Genomic DNA, 17,463 nt, shown 5'->3' on the forward strand with positions numbered 1-17,463 from the left:
TAAACAAATTGTTGATTAAACATTGAGGTTCTGGCGCGCATCCAAATGAATAAAAGGCACGAAGAGGTTAACTCAGCCAAAAAACCATTAGAAAAAATTATCAAAAACCCATCATAAAGTTAATGAAATGTTACAAATGACAAACAGATCGCTTATACCCACCTGCAATTTGATGAGGGTTAGCAGACAACCCACTGTTGTCTGCTCTGTGAATCTATTGTTGCCGCTGGAGGCATCGGGATAAATGGAAGCAGGTTTCAGGATTGGAAAGCCAAACTTACTCATTGAGATGTTCTGGTTTTTCAGTTCGAAAGCCTAAACCAATTAAACGACCGAACAGGTGGCGCAAGAACGGGAAACGGCTGATCATCTGCGGCACCTTACTCGGCGTAGTGCGCTTACGTTTATTACTGCTCATTTTAATTTGCAGGAATTGCGTGGCAACGGTGGGAAACTGTCGGCGCTGTTGCACTTTCTGCAGGTCACGTAGTGTGACATGACCTTTTTTCAGTGGAAGAGTCAGGCAATTGGCCGCTGCCACCGCATCCTGAATCGCCAGATTGACGCCAACGCCACCAATCGGCGACATCGCATGGGCTGCATCACCAATGCACAGCACGCCGGGCTTCATCCACTGATCCAGCCGGTCAATGCGAATCGACAACAGCTTCAATTTGTCCCAACCGTCGAGATCCGCCATACGCTCAGCGCTGAAGGGCGCCACTTCAGCCATAGCCTGCTTTAGCGTCTCCAGACCGGCAAGCCTTAATGCGTCAAACTCTCCTTTTTGGATGGTGTAGCCGCACTGCCAGTAGTCACCGCGATCAATCACAATGAAATTCTGCTTTGGCCCTTTGTGGCCCATACCCCATTCGGGATCGCTTCCCTGTTTGCCCAACCGGAACCACAGCACATCACGGGATGAGCCAAAGCTTTTACTCTGCAGTCCGGCTTTGGCACGTACCTGCGAGTTACGCCCATCCGCGCCAATCACCAGCGAGGTATGAATGATGCGCGTATCGTTACCCTGTAACGTTTTAATACCCGATACCTCACCCTCTGCATAGATCAAATCATCAAAAGCGGTGGATTGTAAGAGCGTGAAGCCGGGAAAAGCGGCCGCTTTGCTCGCGAGAAAATTGAGGAATTCCCATTGCGGCATAAAGGCAATAAAGCGGCACTGCACCGGCAAGCGCGAGAAATCAGCCATCGTGATCTCCTGACCAGCCACTTCTGCCTGTAATTTTTCGGCTCTCTGATGCGGTAAGGTCAGTAGCTCATCCAGCAACCCGAGATGGCGCATGATCTCCAGCGTCGAGGGATGGATGGTATCGCCACGAAAATCGCGCAGGAAGTCGGGATGTTTTTCAATCACCACGACACTTAATCCTGATCTCGCCAGTAAATAACCCAGCATTAATCCTGCTGGTCCGCCGCCGACGATACAACAGTCGGCGGTGAGTTCTGTTGGTTGCATCCTGACCTCAGCACAAAGCAATTGATGATAATCGTTATCATTTATATAGCATCATGATGAGATTTAAGTGGGAATAAATGCCGCAGTATCTGTCGGTACACCGCTGCATGCTGCCCGCAGACGTTAGCTGTGCGAGATCAAACCCAGCTCAATCAAGCTCTGGGCCGTCGCGATAATCGCCTGTTGGGGTGTGCGCGGCTGCCAGCCCAACACAGACATCGCTTTCTCTGCCGTGACGTTCATATCTACCCCCAACAATTTCACCATCCCAATCATCACTGGATTCGTATCTGCAGCAGCCCGCACACTCTCATCCGTGAGTTCGATCGTTGATACGTAGTGGGCGGCCTCACCCAGTGACGTTTTCAAGGTATGGGCTACCTCCACCAGACGCAAACTATGGCCCGAACTGGCAAGGAATCGCTCCCCTCTGGCTGCTGGGTGTTTCATGGCGATGACGTGTAAATCGGCGACATCCCGTACATCCACAAAACAGCTGTTGATATCAGGGCAACCCGGCTGCCCTTCTAACATCTCTTTGATAATCCGGGTTGAGTGTGAGTAGTCTGCGCCCAGCACAGGTCCGAGTACAGCCACGGGATTGATAGCTGACAGCTCTAAACCCCGCCCCTCCTTCTCAATAAAGGCCCAGGCTGCCCGTTCCGATAAGGTTTTGGAACGTTGATACGGCCATAAATCGCTGTCCAGGTTCGTCCAGTCCGTCTCCTTAAATGGGCGCGGGTAGTCCGCCGCGTGACCGACTCCGACCGCACCAAATGCCGACGTTAACACCACGCGTTTAACGCCTGCATCCCTCGCCGCCCGCAGAACGCGCAAATTTCCCTCAATCGCGGGGTTGATCCAATCGGCCTCGGTGGCCTGCTCACCGGATGGTGTAGGTGATGCGCCATGCAGCACATAAGTACAGCCTTGAGTGGCCGCATCCCAACCCTGATCGGCCATTAAATCTGCCACGACAAATGTCAGGTTTTCACCTGGCTCTACACCTCCTTGCTGTAAATTTTGTCGCACTTCATTCTCTCGCTGGGCTGAACGCACCGTCGTGCGCACTCTGTATCCCTGTTTAAGCAGGGAAATAATGCAATGTTGCGCGATAAAACCGGTACCACCCGTCACCAAAACGGTTTCTTTAGTCATGAAAAATGCCTCGCTGTTGTGATACTGAACAGAGTAAACAGCCATGACCGGACTGTGAATGCTTGATAGTGCGTGTATGTTGCGTGATAGTACGGAAATGCAAAACGACCCTTTTTCTGACATCCTGAAATTCGTCCACGCGGAATCCCTGGTGACAGGAGGCTTTAGCGCGGGCGGCCGCTGGGCGTTACGTTTCCCTGCGCCCGAGAAGATTAAGTTTTTCGCCGTTCTGAAAGGACAATGCTGGGTTCAGTTTGACGACGACGCCAGGCCAATTCTGTTCTCAACCGGCGATGTTGGTTTACTGAGTGCAAAACGCGCCTTTGTGCTGTCCAGCGAGCCCGGCGTAGAGCCGGTTGATGCCATGAGTGTGTTTTTCGGTGCCGGAAAACCTCATGCCCCCATTGGTGAAGGGGATGATTTTGCGCATATCGGTGGGCATGTCCTGCTGAATCCCACCAGTGGCCGTTTATTGACGCACGTTTTGCCGCCATGGATTCATGTCCCTGCCGCCTCACCGCAAGCGGCCTCGTTCCGTTGGTTACTGGATCACTTAGTACAAGAGCGTCGTACCACACAGCCGGGTTCGCAACTGGCCTCGTCACAGTTGGCGCAACTGCTGTTTATTCAGATTTTGCGTGCTCATCTGCAAACCTGTGATGCACTCCCCGCCAGTTGGCTGCGAGCCCTTGGCGATGCACGTCTCGCGCCTGCGCTGCAACTGATGCATGGCGATCCGGCAAGAAATTGGCATCTGGAAGAGTTGGCAAAAGCCTGCGCCATGTCACGCACCACCTTTGCTCAGCAGTTTCGTACTGTTGCGGGTGTGACACCGGTTGCCTATCTGACACAATGGCGCATGCGATTAGCCGAACGCGCCTTACGTGAGGAGTGCGATCAGGTGGCCGTGGTGGCGCAGTCGCTGGGTTACACTTCAGAAAGTGCCTTCAGCCATGCCTTTAAACGCGAGACGGGGATGTCGCCAAAAGCGTGGCGACTGGCTGAACGTTCGATGGGATAAAAGGCGCCGCCTTAGCACGTAATCGCATGCGCAAGCATGTATCGCGGATCATGCAGGATATCGACAGCTTACCCAGTGAATACGTTTTGCAGAAACACTAAGTTAAGGCTGCGGCCTTGCATCAAGCTGAAGCTGCAAAAAGGTCAGGTCGAGCCATCGGCCAAATTTGCAGCCTACCTGATTTAATCTGCCGCCATCACTGAAACCCAGCTTCTTGTGCAACGCGATTGAAGCGCTGTTCTCTGACTCAATCCCGGCAATCATCATATGTTTGCCCTGCTCGCGCGCCCGCTCAATCAAGGCGGTCATCAGCATGCCGCCCACCCCTTGGCCGCGCCCGTTTTTATGAACATAGATTGAATGTTCCACGGTATGACGATATCCATCCCAGGGGCGCCAGTCACCATAGGAGGCATAACCGATCACGCCATGTTCATTAACCGCTACCAGTACCGGAAACCCCGCAGCCTGCCGTGTGGCCATCCACTGGATGCGGTTAGCAATATCCACGGTATTCTCATTCCAAATCGCGGTGGTGTTGAGTAGTGCGTCGTTGTAGATGTCCGCGATCGCCCCGGCATCGCCCTCTTCTGCTGCTCGTATTTGCATGATTTCCGCCTCGTCACTATAGTGGATGTTTCGTTTACTATTGTAGTTATCCATTATGTTAGATGAATTGTCCAGTAAAGAAGATGACATCAATGCGCGCATTGGTCAGAACATTAAAATCGAACGTGAGAAGCGCGGCTGGTCTTTAACCGACCTGGCAGAACAGTCCGGTGTTTCACGGGCGATGATCCATAAAATAGAACGGGGTGAGAGCAGCCCAACTGCGACGTCTCTCGCTCGCCTCGCCGGCTCGTTTGCTATGAGCATGTCGCAGCTCATCGCCCTCACGGAAGTTCAACCCGGGACGTTGCTGCGTCATGCACAGCAACCGGTGTGGCAAGACCCAGAAACCGGCTACATTCGCCGCCATATTTCACCTGGCGATATCCCGTTGGATGTCGTGAGTGTAGAGCTCCCTCCGCACACTGACGTGCCAATGCCAGCGATTTCCTACCTTTCACGTCGTCAGTTGATCTGGGTGCTGGAAGGCACTTTGCGCTTTCAGGAGGGCGACAATCTGTTTGAAATGAACGTCGGTGATTGCCTGGAATTGGGCGATCCCACGGATTGCGTGTTTACCAATGCGACTGATGACATTTGTTGTTATGCGGTAATGGTGCTTAAAACCACTGTGTGAGCCCTAATGCGAAGAGACATATGCAGAAGCCTGCTGTGCAGGCGCCACCGCGAAGTTGCGCTGCATGCGCTTGATCTCCTCCGCCGGTGGCAGCCCGAACAGACGTTTGAATTCCCGGTTAAATTGGGATGCGCTTTCATAACCCACCGCAAGGCTCGCCGAGGCCGCCGTCATCTCCTGACGCACCATCAGCATTCGCGCCTGATGTAAGCGTACCGATTTCACGTATTGCATCGGTGACTGCTGGGTGATGGTTTTAAAATGCGCGCTGAAGGTTGGCACGCTCATGCCTGCTTCACCCGCCAACTGCGCCAGATTGAGCGTCTGGGCATAGCAGGCATGAATATGGCGCAGCGCTTTACCCACCTTGCCGAATTGCCCCTGCAACGTCAGCGCGGCACGCAGTGCCTGACCTTGTGCACCCGTTAACACACGATAATAGAGTTCACGCACCAGTGCGGGGCCGAGGATCTGTGCATCCAAAGGATGACTCAGGGCCGTCAGGAAACGTAGCACTGAATCACGGAGCGGCTGATCCATGGGACTCGACATCATGCTCTGCGCCGCTTTCGCCGTGAAAGGCACTTGCTGTTGCTCTAGTTCCAGCAACAATGCTGTCGCCACACTGAAATCAAGATGCATGTAGATCGCCAGCAACGGGTGTTCTGCGCTCGCCGCGGTTTCCATGGTAAAGGGAACTGGCACAGAAACCGCCAGATAATGTTGCTCATCGTAGAGGTAGATTTGATCGCCAAAGAAACCACGCTTAGTGCCCTGGCAGACAATCACAATGCCGGGATCGTAAAGCACCGGCGTGCGCGCTAGTGGGCGATCTGAACGCAAAATACGCACATCAGAAAGTGCCGTCAGGTTGTAGCCCTCATGCGGCGCGAGCGATTTAAGCAATTCCACCGTACGTTGTTGTACCTCTGAATCTACCACCACTCCTCCTCACTCATAAGATTAGGCAATAAAAGCAGAAGATACGGCCTTATAGCGCTGACCTCCAGAGAATATTATGCATGCATCATTCATGTAGGGAGAAAAACGATGTCTACCTCTAAAACACTTTTGATTACTGGTGTAAGCAGCGGTTTCGGTCGTGCGCTGGCGCTGGAGGCCTTAGCCAAAGGTTATCGCGTGATCGGGACGGTGCGAAATGTAGAAGCTAAATTGGCATTTGAACAACTCCATCCGCAAAATGCGCTGGCGTTTGAACTCGATGTCACTCATTTCGCTGTTATTGATGACCTTATAGCCGACATTGAAGCTGATCAGGGTCCAATTGATGTTTTGGTCAATAACGCGGGTTATGGACACGAAGGGATTATGGAGGAGTCCTCGCTGGAGGAGATGCGCCACCAATTTGACGTTAATGTATTTGGTGCCGTGGCGATGATCAAAGCCGTATTGCCCTTCATGCGCCAACGGCGTCGCGGGCATATCCTTAACATCACGTCGATGGGCGGATTTATCACCATGCCGGGCATTAGTTATTACTGTGGGAGTAAGTTTGCGCTGGAAGGAATCTCAGAAACTCTTAGCAAAGAACTCGCCGCATTTAATATTCATGTAACGGCCGTTGCCCCCGGTTCATTCCGTACTGATTGGGCTGGCCGCTCCATGGTGCGCAGCGCACGCAGCATCAGTGATTATGACGCGCTCTTCGATCCTATTCGACAGGCACGAGAGGAGAAAAGTGGTAAGCAGCTTGGTGACCCACAGAAAGCCGCCCGCGCGATGCTGGCTATTATTGAAAGCGATATCCCACCTGCGCATTTGCTGCTCGGCAGCGATGCATTAAAGCTGGTGAAGGATAAACTTGTGGCGTTGAATGCAGAGATCGAGGCGTGGGAAACGCTGACACGTTCAACAGATGGTGATTAGTGACCTTTGCAGGAATGTAATAGCAATTAAAATATTGGCGGGATCAAATGATTAACATTGAATTTAAAGCCCCAATTTAGGGGCTTTAGTATTACTGAAGAACACTCAAACCTTTACGATCAATAATATTGAGCAAACGCAGCGCCGCGCCGTTAGGTTTTTTCTCTTCACGTTCCCATTTGATTACCGTTGCGACTGACATTCCAACGCAAGCCGCCAGCATTGCTTGACTTAAGCCCAAGCGCTCACGCAATTCTCTAATAGCCTGGCCCGACATCATAGGCAGAACAGGCAGTGTCGCTCGCAACTCGCGCAATCTTACCCTGGAGTCAATTTTTTCTTTAAGATCATCTGAGATAACGCCAATTTCATTGAAATCATGTGCGATTTCCTGAAGATCCTTAAGGTAATTAACCATCACACTGCACCTCTCGCATTTTCCCCGCCCTAATCGCTCGTCTTGCTTGTTCACTGGTGAGATTGAATAACTCTTTGGCAACTTGCTTATAAAGTAGCAGTTCAGTTTCGGTCATTTCTCGTATTGTGCTTTTGACTGCTGACTTTGCATACCCATTTACAAAGAAGAGGTGCTTATCAATTTTGAAAGCAATGACAGCTCTGGCACCACTACTTTTACCTTTGGTTAAGGGAATGCGTTTCTTATATACCCCACCGCCTAAATTAGCTTCATATCGACCCGCGATAACTTCTAACGCTGCAATGCATAGCTTGCCGTCGTCAATCCCATCAGCTTTGGTATTTCTGTCGAATGGTTTTAAAACATAAATTGCCATGGTGTCTCCTGACTGTGATTCGATAAGGACGCTCCTTGTCCACACATGCAATATCTATAGTACTAAGTACCATAGGTTAACTCAACCTCTCTCTTATTAGCCCAGACATCAAGTTTAAATGCCCCGAAAAGAGTGCTTTTACATAAGCATTTGTAATTAATAGACTAGCACTTTTTGCAAAAACAGCTCCCCTGATGGATAACCTTATTCCTGTACAACAGGCTTTTCTTTGTATAACTTTAGTGGGCCTGGTGCTCATTAGTTAACCTGGAGGATGGAACCATGCGTCAGGGTAGAAACCTGCTATCAACGTCGGATGCGATTACGCGTTATTTTAATGAGGCTTCCCTGCCTTCTCAGCAGGAAATCCTGGGTAAAATCGTTGGAGAAATACTGCGCTCAGGCCGTTCACTGAGTCGCAAAACGATCTGCACCAAGCTGATTTGCCGACTGGAACAGGCAAACAGCCCGGAAGAAGAGTTGCACTACCAACAGTTAATTGGCCTGATGTTTACCTCCGAGCGATGATCCTGAGAACTTACGCACCGATCTGACATCGAACAAAGTGGCTTCCGCCTCATAGGTTATTTCACGTTAGACTGAATCCACTTTGTTACCTGTCGCAGGTCTGTTGCGGTAACCAGAGAACGTGTATGAACAGAAGTAAAGATGAACGATTAACTGATATCGTCATGGGCGATGCCGTACTGCAGCTGCTGAAAAAAAAGGGGCCGGTGACGAACAGCGCCCTGCTCGATAAGCTTCGTTTGATGGCGTCCATTGAGCCCGATTCTGGCCGCCAAAAAGCACTTAGCCGAGCGATGGCAGAAGTTCTGAACAACATGCAATCCGCTACTCAGCAAAGCATGGCACTCAAAGATACCAATAACGTCACACACATTTTTCGCAACCGCGATAATACGGGCAAAGACACACAGCATTGAAATCGGGGCCTCAAGGCACCCTCTTGTTAATGAAATTTTCATAACTTAAGGCTGCAATTTTAACCCATTGCAGCCCTTTTTTGTCGGACGCTTCACTACGCTTTCAATTCACCATGCTGTTGCAGCTCATAATCGATAAAAGCCGTAATCATCGCACGGTAAACCTGCTCAATAATTTCCTCAGATAACCCCTGCGCTTTTGCCTGACCTCTCACTTTATCAATCACCTGTTGGACACGATCGGGAGCGCGTACTGCGGCGCGGTCTTGTTTAAACTGTGCAGCGGCCTTAACACACTCTCCACGCCGGGCAATCAGTGCCACCAGTTGTTGATCCACTTGATCAATTTCTTCCCTGACTGCATCAATAGAGTCAAATTCCATCAAGATTTCTCCTTTATAAATGGGTTATCGCGAACTGATGAGCAATTTGATGCCCAGGCAAACAAAGCTCAACGCAAAGATTCGGTTCAAAAAGCGCATCACGCGCGGTTTTTCGAGCACCCGACGCCTCATCAGCGCGGCAAAAGCGCCATACAACATAAAGATGAAAAGCGTGAGCAACATAAAAATAGCACTAAGTACTAACATATCTTGTGTCGGCGTCGAACTCTCTGAAGCGATAAATTGCGGTAAAAAAGCCAGAAAAAACAGCGATAACTTAGGGTTAAAGAGATTGAGTAACAGAGCATGGTTAATAATACGCAATGCGGATTTTTTACTCTCCACCTCCGTGGTCAGTGACGTCCGCTCACGTAGCGCCATCCACGCCATGTAGAGCAGGTAGCCAACGCCGATTAGCTTCAACATGTTGAATGCGAAGTCACTGGTATGAAAAATAACGGCTAATCCCAGCAATGCAGCGAGTAGATGCGGCACAATACCGAGCGTGCACCCTAAAGCCGTAATAAAACTGACACGCATTCCTCGATTCAGACCGCTGGCGATAGTTAACATAGCCCCAGGGCCCGGTGACATCACCACCACCAAAGTAGTGACATAAAACTCTATTCCAGCGTGCATTTTTAATCCCTCAGTCGAATGTATCGCCTGAGTATCAATTCACGAAATGCCAGCGTCTTGAACAAAATTGCAGAGGATTACAGCTGAATGGCTTTTTGATAGCGTGCCGGCGTGATACCCATTTGGCGCGAGAATGCACGCGTGAGGTGGCTTTGATCGGCAAAACCACTCATAACAGCGGCATCAGCCACACTATTCCCTTTTGCCAGCCATTGTCTTGCATTACGGACGCGCAACTGCATGAGATAGGCATGGGGCGTCATTCCAACTTCACGAGCAAAACTGCGCAAAAGTTGGAATCGACTTAGCCCACACAACGTTGCCAATTCACTCAGGCTCGTCTGACGTGATGGAGCATCATCTAAATATTGCTTTGCCCTTTGTATCGTGGGTGTCATGTTGGGCGGGAAAGCCAAGGTCAGAAGGTGGTGATGACAGAGGTGCATTAAGCATTGTAATAACGTCTCTTCCAGAAAACCCGGTTCAACCTTGGTCTGATTTAGGGCGAAAAATAGCTGAAACAGACGATGGCTCAGAGAGTTGTCTCTGACTAACGGCTTGAGCACTGCATCGGCATCACTCCTCTCCATCCGTAACTCCTGCCACAACAGTTCAGGTTCCAGATAGACCATCTGCCAGCTACGCGCGCCCTTTAGCGGCATACCATCGTGCACTTCTCCCGGATTGACAATAATCACATCTCCAGGACCGGCCTCTATCTGCCCCAGCAGGCTCCATGAGCGCTGTGCACCTTGCGAGATGACACCAATCCCGAAGTGATCATGGGAATGGCGCGGAAAGGTATGTTCGCTCTGCAGCGCCATGGCCTCTGTACCCGCCATGGGGCTATGCAGAACGCGTGACAAGTGGACGGGCTTTACCAACGTCGTTTCTCCGCAGATACACACTGCCCTCTACTTTAGCGCCTTTTCCTCTCAGCAGAAAAAAAACCGCAGGGATTTTGTACGATGTTGTGCTAACGTCAGATTTATTCCCCAATCTGCCGCGAGCCGATGATGTCTTGGTTCATTCCGTTGACCACAGTGACAACCACCACCGCATTCGTCGGCGGCGTGAGTGTATCTGTAGCAAAAACGTAAGCGTACAGAATCCTCACCCCGTCAGCCAATGGACGGGGATTGTCTCCGTTCATCACCCAGTGAAAGGAGACACACCATGCCATCCTCAAGTAAAAAAGCGCTATTGATTGTCGATATGCAGCACGGCTTGTTTTTTGCGCCGCAGCAGCCATTTGCCGCAGAAACTTTGCTGAACAATATCAACACGTTGATTGCCCGTGCACGCGACGCAAAAGCTCCGATCTTTGCTGCTCGCCATACCGGGCCTGAGGGAACACCTCTTGCCGAGAGCAGTCCGCTCACGCAGCTTATTCCACAGTTGGCGATAGATACCGAGTTGGATGGTGTGTTTGTGAAACGCTACCCCAACTGTTTCCGTGGCACGACGCTCCTGGCTTCGCTACAACTCGCCGGAGTTGAAGAGTTGGTGATTTGTGGTATGAAAACAGAATATTGCGTGGATACGACTTGCCGGGCAGCGGCAGACTTAGGCTTTCGCGTGGTATTAATGAGCGATGCACATAGCACGACAGACAACGGGCAGATGAGTGCATCCCAGATCATTGCCCATCATAACCAAACGCTATCGGGTCCGTTTGCCCAACTGGCGGCTACGGCTGACGCGCTTATTTGAATGTTTGGGCGCGGTCAATATCGCGCCCTGACCTCAGTACCGCGCGCGCCCGCTGAATCCCGCACCCAGTAAAATACTTTGATAAACCTGTGTGCTGGATTCTCCCTCCTCATTCATCAAGCGCGAGATAAAAAAGGGGTAAAGAAAACGGGTGCAGGCATAAAAAATCAGACTACATCAATTGTATGCCAAAGCGCTTTAGCAACGTTGCCCACAGGACAAAAAGCACGATAGTTAACAGGCAACTCGCCACCAGCGTGGGCCAAAATCCCCAGCGCTGATAGAGAAATGGAAAGGCGACAAACATCGGCAGGGTTGGCACCACGTACCAGAAGGTATACCAGGCGTGGCTGGCGATCTTTGCCTGGCTCTGACCTTCCAGCTTCATCCAGATCAGCACCAATATCGTCACTAATGGCAGCGCCGCAATCAACCCTCCGAGACGGTCACTGCGTTTCGCCACTTCAGAAATCAGCACCACCATGCCCGCCGTGATGGCGTATTTTACGATGAGCCACAGCATGGTTTGCTCCTACTTCAGATATGAACGAATAACGCTGACAATCTCTTCCAAATCCTGAGCGCGCTCCGCTTCGGTGGCAGATTCATTCATCAGGTGCTCTCTGATATGCCCCTCCAGCAGTTCTGCCATTAGACCATTAACTGCCCCGCGTACCGCTGCTACCTGCTGCAACACTTTTAGGCACTCCTCACCCGATTCTAATGCGGTCTCGAGCGAAGCTGCCTGCCCTTTAATACGACGTACGCGGGTTAACAGGCTTTTCTGATGCTTGAGTGTATGGCCCATTCTCGGCTCCTGTTGATCTTAATGTATACTGGGGTATAGTATATTTTCTTTGAATTTTTTGATTTTACGGCACTGCAATGCCGCTTTCAACTTATCACGACACGAGATGCACACCATGAATGATTTCGCTGCCCTGCTGAGTCAGGGCACGTCTAGCGCGTTGCTGTTTATCCCCAGCGCCATCTTGCTTGGGGCGTTGCACGGCCTGGAGCCGGGTCACTCTAAGACGATGATGGCGGCATTTATCGTCGCCATCCGTGGCAGTGTTCGCCAGGCGGTGATGCTGGGTCTGGCAGCCACTTTTTCCCACACTGCGGTGGTATGGCTGATTGCGATGGGCGGAATGTATATCAGTCGGCAGTTTACTGCCGAAGCTGCCGAACCCTGGCTGCAGCTGATTTCAGGCCTCATTATCATTGCAACAGCTGCCTGGATGTTCTGGCGTACCTGGTCTGAAGCACAAGCGTGGCATCAGCACCACGATCATGAACATACGCAGGATCATCATCATGAGCACGGGCATCATCATGAACATGAGCATCATCATGAGCATGGGCATCATCATGAGCATGGGCATCATCATGAGCATGAACATCATCATGGGCACGGGCATCATCATGAACACGGACATCATGGCGAATTGGCCAGGTTCGCGGAAGGTTCTCAGGAATATCAGGATGCACACGAGCGCGCGCACGCGGAAGACATACGCCGACGCTTTGATGGCCGTGAAATCAGCAATCTGCAAATTCTTCTCTTCGGCCTGACGGGGGGATTAATTCCCTGTCCCGCAGCGATCACGGTCCTCCTTCTCTGCCTGCAGGTGAAGCAGTTTAGTCTTGGTGCGGCGCTGGTGGTCTGCTTCAGCATCGGCCTGGCGCTTACGCTGGTGACCGTCGGCGTAGGTGCGGCGCTAAGTGTTCGGCATGTATCACGTCGATGGAGAGGTTTCGCCGATATTGCACGCCGCGCACCTTACTTCTCTAGTGCCCTGATTGCCATCGTGGGCGTCTATATGATGTTCCATGGCTACAGTGGCCTCACCCAATAAGGAATTATTTCCATTTCTGTAAAATCGCCTTGTACTGATGTCTGTATTTTTGAGGGAAAAAATGGCTGGTGCCGCGCCTGTGGCCGTACGCGTAAAGAGGCACAGGAGTGGCGCAAAATGTCACCCTATCACCGCAAGGCGATTGAACGCGCATTGAAAGATCGCGTTGCGACGTTGCAAATAAAATAGTCAGGTGCTTCGTTCAATCATGCGCACCAGCTTATTCACTGCGGGAGTACGTTCACGTTTACGATATAAGAACCAAATGGATGAAGGAATAACGGCTCCGGGTATTTCGCGATAAGTGATACCGGTTAATTTTAATTGAGTCACCAGAATAGCCGGTATTACCGCGACACCATTACCTAATGCGACATTGGCCAGCACTTCATTTAAACTGCCCGCCGACCAGCTACGACTAAGAATAAACCCACCACGCTGTGCAAAGGTCACGGTGCCAGACACTTGTTCGGGCAAAATAAAGTTTTCCCCTTTAAGTTGCGCAGGTTCGATGGGTTGTTCCTGCGCAACCAGCGGGTGGTTATCCGGCAGTGCCAGTGCGAAGTGATCTTGCTCGACTTCAATGTATCCGACATCGGCAGGTAACGGCACAGGACCGCGCACAAAGGCAACATCAATAGTACGTTCACTGACCTGAGTGGCCAGTGTATCCATGACTGATTCACGTGCATTGATTGAGATATCAGGTGCGCTGGCGCTAAAGCTCGTCAATAACCGGGTTAAAATGCCTGATAATAGTGCGGATGCCACATAGCCCACGCGGATATAACCGCGTTCGCCGCGAGCGGCACTACGTACTCGGGATTTGGCCTGCTCGGCATGTTGTAGAGTCTCGCGCGCTTCCTGTTGGAAAATTTCTCCAATCTGCGTCAACTCGACTTTACGTTGAGTACGATAAAATAATGGCGCACCTAATTCTTCTTCCAATTGATTAATCTGCACCGACAGCGTCGGCGTGGATATATTAAGATTCTCAGCCGCCACGCCATAATGCAGCGTTTTTGCCAGTTCCAGAAAATAGCGTAGATGGCGTAATTCCACGTTTGACCTCCTACTTATCTTGTGTGATGAAAATGTCGATCATTACCTGAAACGGAAACACCAGCAATATAAATGTTGTTAGTTTTTGCCTAACAATAACTCCAGTACTGTTTATTGAATGACTTCCGTGATGGATTCAAGCTGTAAAGCATTCACTACCTTGCTCACGGGAGAAAAGATGTCCACTGCTACCATCGCGCTCGACCATCGCCATCTGAATCGTGTTTTACTCGTAGCCTCAACCGGGTGCGCATTGACGGTAATCGACACCAATATCGTCGGCGTTATGTTGCCAACCATCGCTAAAGGTCTGCATGCTTCTTTTGCAGACATGGAATGGGTCATTGGCGCTTACGTGCTGAGCTTTTCCTCACTCCTTTTGCCGGCAGGGTCGCTGGCAGACAAATTTGGCCGACGCCGACTCTTTCTCGGCGGCATTTTACTGTTTGCACTGGCCTCACTCGCCTGTGGCATGGCGACCAGCGTTTTGGCACTCAATATTGCCCGTGCGGTTCAGGGTATTGGCTCCGCATTTCTGCTGGCGCCAGCACTGGCAATTATCGCGCACAGCTTTCGCGATAGTCAGGCACGTAACCGGGCATGGGCGATTTGGGGCGGTGTGATGGGATTAACCATGGTGCTGGCACCGTTGGCCGGTGGCATGATCAGTACGTTGCTTGGCTGGCGCTGGACATTTTTTGTCAATATTCCTATTTGTGCCCTGCTGATGCTGGCCGTCACTCGCCACATTGAGGAATCCAGGCATGAACACGCGGGTAAACTCGATTTACCTGGGATCGCGCTGTTTATCGCAGGCATGTTCTGTTTGACCTGGGCATTAATATTAGCGCCGCAACATGGCTGGTTGAGCCGTGAAGTGGTGGGCAGATTGTGTCTCGGCGCGTTGTGGTTTGGCCTGTTTATCCGTGTGGAAAGTGGCAAAAGCAGGCCGATGTTGAATCTGCAACTTTTCCGCTCGTTCCCCTTTATTGGCGCAGTATTAGCGATGTTTGCTTACGCTGCCACCGCGCAAGTTATGACCTCATTACTGCCGCTGTTATTACAGAATGTTGAGGGAATGACGCCGTTAATGGCCGGAGCGGGTATGCTGCCTTTCGCTTTGGCAATGCTGCTGTTTCCTGTTGTGGCGCGCTGGCTCGGCAAACGCCTGCATGCCGCCACTTTACTGGCTCTTGGCCTGGTCACCGTCTCCTTTGGCAACATGATGATTGCGACTGCCGTGTACCAACACCATTTGCTGCTGACCCTGGCGGGTATGGCCCTACTCGGCAGTGGCGGTGGGCTGCTCAATGGCGAAACCCAAAAGGCGATTATGGCAACCGTACCGCCGCAGCAGGCAGGAATGGCATCGGGTATCAGCACAACAGCCCGTTTTTCCGGCATTTTGTTAGGATTTGCCACGCTGGGCGCGATTCTGGCGGCCAGCACACAGTGGCAATTACAATCAGCGATGCTACACGCGCCGTTGCCCCTTCAACCCGGTTTTAGCGCGCAGGTTATCGCCGGCGATTTCCGCCATGCACTGGCGATGTATGACGCCGTTCATCAGGTCTCTTTACAACCACTCATCATTACCAGCTACGCCGATGGATTTGCCAGCATGTTGTTGTGTGCTGCCGCATTTGCCCTGTTTTCCGCCATCGTTGTGCTCTATTCGGCGCGTCAGCCAACGGCACTAGCCCAGCGCTAATTTTCACGCGTGGGATCGACTGTCGCACGCACAACCCGTCCTTGTTGAGGAGCAATAATGAAGAAGTTAATGACCCTACTCTGCTTAAGCAGCCTGCCACTGTTTGCCCATGCGGCGGCGTTTTCGCTTAAGTCAGCAGACTTCGCCGATAATGGCGTGATGAAGAAAGCATTGGGTGGCAATGATAAGAACAATCTCTCCTGCAGCGGCAAAAACCTGTCGCCCGCGCTTAGCTGGGCCAATCCGCCCGTGGGCACCCAGAGTTATGTGCTACTGCTGACCGATCCGGCTGGCGCCAAAGGCTTGGGGGTGACGCATATGCTGGCGTACAACATTGATGCTACGCGTAATAAATTCCAACAGGGTGAGTTAAGCAAAGGGGGAAATTTTAGCTATGGCACCAATACGCCCGGCACGCAAAACTATTATGGCCCTTGTCCACCCACAGGCGCGGGCTATCACCACTACAACTTTGTGCTGGTGGCGACCGACCTTGCGAACGGCACTTTACCCGCAGGACTCAGTCACACTGAGTTAGTCGCAAAATTGAAAGGTCACGCGCTGGGTTCTGCTAGCCTGGTCGGGCGTTTAGAGAATTGATTGCAGCGGGTCGCCGGCCTGGCGACCCAATAAAATTAGTGTCGAATCGCACAACCACACTGCGACATTTCACCCGGCACATATTTGCCGTGATGGGAGTGACGCACCTGCAACTCACCTTGCTGCCAGGCGTTGCCTGTATCAGCACGGTTTTCCAGTAAACGATTCAGTGCTTCGTTGACCAGCAAGTCACGACGCTGTGCCCAACTGGTCAGATGCCAGGTTGAGGCGCGGGCTTCATCCACATCATCAAAACCTACGACTGCCACGTGTGCGCCCTGGCCAAAATCGCGCACTGCCTGCAATGCACCAAAGGCCAGCACATCGCTTTCGCAGAACAGTGCATTAATGCGCTCCGCTGCACGGGTTTTCTTCAGGTAGGCCATCATGGTCTGATAAGCCAGTTCTCGATCGTTAGCCCCGGCCACCAGCTGAATGTTCAGCGTTTTATGTTCTGCCTCAAGGCTGGACACCAGGCCTGCCATTTGACGCGAGGGATCGGCCTGCTGCTGACTGTGCATAAAGCCAAAGCGTTGATGTCCTTGAGACAGTAACAATAACCCCATCTCGGCACCCGCATCGAAACCATCGGCCATAACGACCTTAGCATTAGCCTCACGACTTTGGCTTAGGTGCACTGTCGCCACGCCAGGCAAAATGTTAGCTGCGATATGCAATTCATCATCAAACTGGGAAGTCAGAAACACTAACCCCGCCAGCGGCAATGATGCAGCATTCTGCAACATACGTTGATAGTTTTCGGGCGAATCGACATTCAGCAACAGCGTCACTAAACTACGCGCATTCAACTGGCGCGTCATTTCATTCAGCAGCGTGACGGTATTAGGGTTGGTGAATTCATCGCTGATGATACCGATGATATTGGGATTAACTGCCATGAACGGGCTCTCCTGCAACTTAGCGTGCGGTCATTATTTTGTAGGTAACGTAAGACACTTCACGTTACCC

23 protein-coding genes are annotated in these 17,463 nt (G+C 51.4%); 10 read left to right on the top strand and 13 right to left on the bottom strand.

All coding sequences use genetic code 11. The features are described from left to right. Positions 1 to 277: 277 nt before the first annotated feature. Together AC6I8L_RS22730 and AC6I8L_RS22735 are read right to left on the bottom strand one after the other, a co-directional pair. Entirely contained in the window at positions 278 to 1,477 is a 1,200-nt protein-coding gene (locus AC6I8L_RS22730; RefSeq protein WP_058960946.1) for an FAD-dependent oxidoreductase, read from the bottom strand. 123 nt (positions 1,478 to 1,600) lie between these two features. After that, entirely contained in the window at positions 1,601 to 2,635 is a 1,035-nt protein-coding gene (locus AC6I8L_RS22735; protein ID WP_058960947.1) for an SDR family oxidoreductase, read from the bottom strand. 58 nt (positions 2,636 to 2,693) lie between these two features. Here AC6I8L_RS22735 and AC6I8L_RS22740 point away from each other — a divergent pair, with 58 nt between their 5' ends. After that, positions 2,694 to 3,656, top strand: coding sequence for an AraC family transcriptional regulator (locus AC6I8L_RS22740; protein WP_072226572.1), 963 nt, complete (start codon positions 2,694 to 2,696; stop codon positions 3,654 to 3,656). A gap of 102 nt (positions 3,657 to 3,758) precedes the next feature. Here AC6I8L_RS22740 and AC6I8L_RS22745 read toward each other — a convergent pair whose 3' ends face one another. Further along, positions 3,759 to 4,265, bottom strand: a complete 507-nt coding sequence (locus AC6I8L_RS22745; protein ID WP_058960948.1) for a GNAT family N-acetyltransferase — start codon at positions 4,263 to 4,265, stop codon at positions 3,759 to 3,761. Positions 4,266 to 4,320: 55 nt separating this feature from the next. Between AC6I8L_RS22745 and AC6I8L_RS22750 the strand changes: the two genes are divergently transcribed. Further along, the gene (locus AC6I8L_RS22750) at positions 4,321 to 4,902 is read left to right on the top strand and encodes an XRE family transcriptional regulator (protein WP_058960949.1); all 582 of its coding nucleotides are present in this window, start codon (positions 4,321 to 4,323) and stop codon (positions 4,900 to 4,902) included. A gap of 3 nt (positions 4,903 to 4,905) precedes the next feature. Here AC6I8L_RS22750 and AC6I8L_RS22755 read toward each other — a convergent pair whose 3' ends face one another. Then, positions 4,906 to 5,844 (bottom strand): AraC family transcriptional regulator, encoded by a 939-nt coding sequence (locus tag AC6I8L_RS22755; protein ID WP_236699754.1) that lies wholly within the window; start codon positions 5,842 to 5,844, stop codon positions 4,906 to 4,908. 108 nt (positions 5,845 to 5,952) lie between these two features. On the opposite strand from AC6I8L_RS22755, the gene AC6I8L_RS22760 reads away from it, so the two are divergent. Next, positions 5,953 to 6,789 carry an oxidoreductase gene (locus tag AC6I8L_RS22760; protein ID WP_058960951.1) on the top strand — a complete coding sequence of 279 codons (837 nt, stop codon included), beginning with the start codon at positions 5,953 to 5,955 and terminating at the stop codon, positions 6,787 to 6,789. Positions 6,790 to 6,880: 91 nt separating this feature from the next. On the opposite strand, the gene AC6I8L_RS22765 is transcribed toward AC6I8L_RS22760, so the two are convergent. Both AC6I8L_RS22765 and AC6I8L_RS22770 read right to left on the bottom strand, forming a co-directional pair. Further along, positions 6,881 to 7,207 (bottom strand): helix-turn-helix domain-containing protein, encoded by a 327-nt coding sequence (locus AC6I8L_RS22765; protein ID WP_058960952.1) that lies wholly within the window; start codon positions 7,205 to 7,207, stop codon positions 6,881 to 6,883. Further along, positions 7,200 to 7,583 carry a type II toxin-antitoxin system RelE/ParE family toxin gene (locus tag AC6I8L_RS22770; RefSeq protein WP_058960953.1) on the bottom strand — a complete coding sequence of 128 codons (384 nt, stop codon included), beginning with the start codon at positions 7,581 to 7,583 and terminating at the stop codon, positions 7,200 to 7,202. Before AC6I8L_RS22770 ends, AC6I8L_RS22765 begins: the two co-directional genes overlap by 8 nt. A 282-nt stretch (positions 7,584 to 7,865) precedes the next feature. Between AC6I8L_RS22770 and ycgZ the strand changes: the two genes are divergently transcribed. Then, the gene (gene ycgZ / locus AC6I8L_RS22775; protein WP_058960954.1) at positions 7,866 to 8,111 is read left to right on the top strand and encodes a regulatory protein YcgZ; all 246 of its coding nucleotides are present in this window, start codon (positions 7,866 to 7,868) and stop codon (positions 8,109 to 8,111) included. Positions 8,112 to 8,236: 125 nt separating this feature from the next. Further along, positions 8,237 to 8,527, top strand: coding sequence for a hypothetical protein (locus tag AC6I8L_RS22780; RefSeq protein ID WP_058960955.1), 291 nt, complete (start codon positions 8,237 to 8,239; stop codon positions 8,525 to 8,527). Positions 8,528 to 8,622: 95 nt separating this feature from the next. Here the strand turns inward: AC6I8L_RS22780 and AC6I8L_RS22785 are convergent, their stop codons facing one another. The 3 genes from AC6I8L_RS22785 to AC6I8L_RS22795 form a co-directional block, all read right to left on the bottom strand. Next, a complete protein-coding gene (locus tag AC6I8L_RS22785) occupies positions 8,623 to 8,910 on the bottom strand; it encodes a chorismate mutase (RefSeq protein WP_058960956.1) in 288 nt (95 codons plus the stop codon). Between the two features lie 24 nt (positions 8,911 to 8,934). Continuing rightward, positions 8,935 to 9,549, bottom strand: a complete 615-nt coding sequence (locus AC6I8L_RS22790) for a LysE family translocator (RefSeq protein WP_058960957.1) — start codon at positions 9,547 to 9,549, stop codon at positions 8,935 to 8,937. Positions 9,550 to 9,626: 77 nt separating this feature from the next. Then, positions 9,627 to 10,373 carry a helix-turn-helix transcriptional regulator gene (locus tag AC6I8L_RS22795; RefSeq protein WP_236699755.1) on the bottom strand — a complete coding sequence of 249 codons (747 nt, stop codon included), beginning with the start codon at positions 10,371 to 10,373 and terminating at the stop codon, positions 9,627 to 9,629. Between the two features lie 352 nt (positions 10,374 to 10,725). On the opposite strand from AC6I8L_RS22795, the gene AC6I8L_RS22800 reads away from it, so the two are divergent. Then, on the top strand, positions 10,726 to 11,262 hold the full coding sequence (locus AC6I8L_RS22800) for a cysteine hydrolase family protein (RefSeq protein WP_058960959.1): 537 nt from the start codon (positions 10,726 to 10,728) through the stop codon (positions 11,260 to 11,262). A gap of 172 nt (positions 11,263 to 11,434) precedes the next feature. Here the strand turns inward: AC6I8L_RS22800 and AC6I8L_RS22805 are convergent, their stop codons facing one another. After that, entirely contained in the window at positions 11,435 to 11,785 is a 351-nt protein-coding gene (locus AC6I8L_RS22805) for a DUF3147 family protein (protein WP_034824206.1), read from the bottom strand. A gap of 9 nt (positions 11,786 to 11,794) precedes the next feature. Next, positions 11,795 to 12,070, bottom strand: a complete 276-nt coding sequence (locus AC6I8L_RS22810) for a metal/formaldehyde-sensitive transcriptional repressor (protein ID WP_058960960.1) — start codon at positions 12,068 to 12,070, stop codon at positions 11,795 to 11,797. 115 nt (positions 12,071 to 12,185) lie between these two features. Between AC6I8L_RS22810 and AC6I8L_RS22815 the strand changes: the two genes are divergently transcribed. Together AC6I8L_RS22815 and AC6I8L_RS22820 are read left to right on the top strand one after the other, a co-directional pair. Continuing rightward, the gene (locus AC6I8L_RS22815; protein WP_058960961.1) at positions 12,186 to 13,121 is read left to right on the top strand and encodes a nickel/cobalt efflux protein RcnA; all 936 of its coding nucleotides are present in this window, start codon (positions 12,186 to 12,188) and stop codon (positions 13,119 to 13,121) included. A gap of 12 nt (positions 13,122 to 13,133) precedes the next feature. Further along, positions 13,134 to 13,310: a DUF1289 domain-containing protein gene (locus AC6I8L_RS22820; RefSeq protein ID WP_034829866.1), complete on the top strand. Its 177-nt coding sequence runs from the start codon at positions 13,134 to 13,136 to the stop codon at positions 13,308 to 13,310. Here AC6I8L_RS22820 and AC6I8L_RS22825 read toward each other — a convergent pair whose 3' ends face one another. Continuing rightward, positions 13,311 to 14,183: a LysR family transcriptional regulator gene (locus tag AC6I8L_RS22825; protein ID WP_058960962.1), complete on the bottom strand. Its 873-nt coding sequence runs from the start codon at positions 14,181 to 14,183 to the stop codon at positions 13,311 to 13,313. 178 nt (positions 14,184 to 14,361) lie between these two features. Between AC6I8L_RS22825 and AC6I8L_RS22830 the strand changes: the two genes are divergently transcribed. Then, positions 14,362 to 15,894, top strand: a complete 1,533-nt coding sequence (locus AC6I8L_RS22830) for an MFS transporter (RefSeq protein WP_479400199.1) — start codon at positions 14,362 to 14,364, stop codon at positions 15,892 to 15,894. Between the two features lie 57 nt (positions 15,895 to 15,951). Then, positions 15,952 to 16,494, top strand: a complete 543-nt coding sequence (locus tag AC6I8L_RS22835) for a YbhB/YbcL family Raf kinase inhibitor-like protein (RefSeq protein ID WP_058960963.1) — start codon at positions 15,952 to 15,954, stop codon at positions 16,492 to 16,494. A gap of 35 nt (positions 16,495 to 16,529) precedes the next feature. Here the strand turns inward: AC6I8L_RS22835 and AC6I8L_RS22840 are convergent, their stop codons facing one another. Then, complete coding sequence (locus AC6I8L_RS22840; protein WP_058960964.1) at positions 16,530 to 17,393, bottom strand: substrate-binding domain-containing protein; 864 nt, start codon at positions 17,391 to 17,393, stop codon at positions 16,530 to 16,532. Between the last annotated feature and the right edge of the window lie 70 nt (positions 17,394 to 17,463).

The sequence above is a fragment of the Type-E symbiont of Plautia stali genome (genome assembly GCF_059731115.1).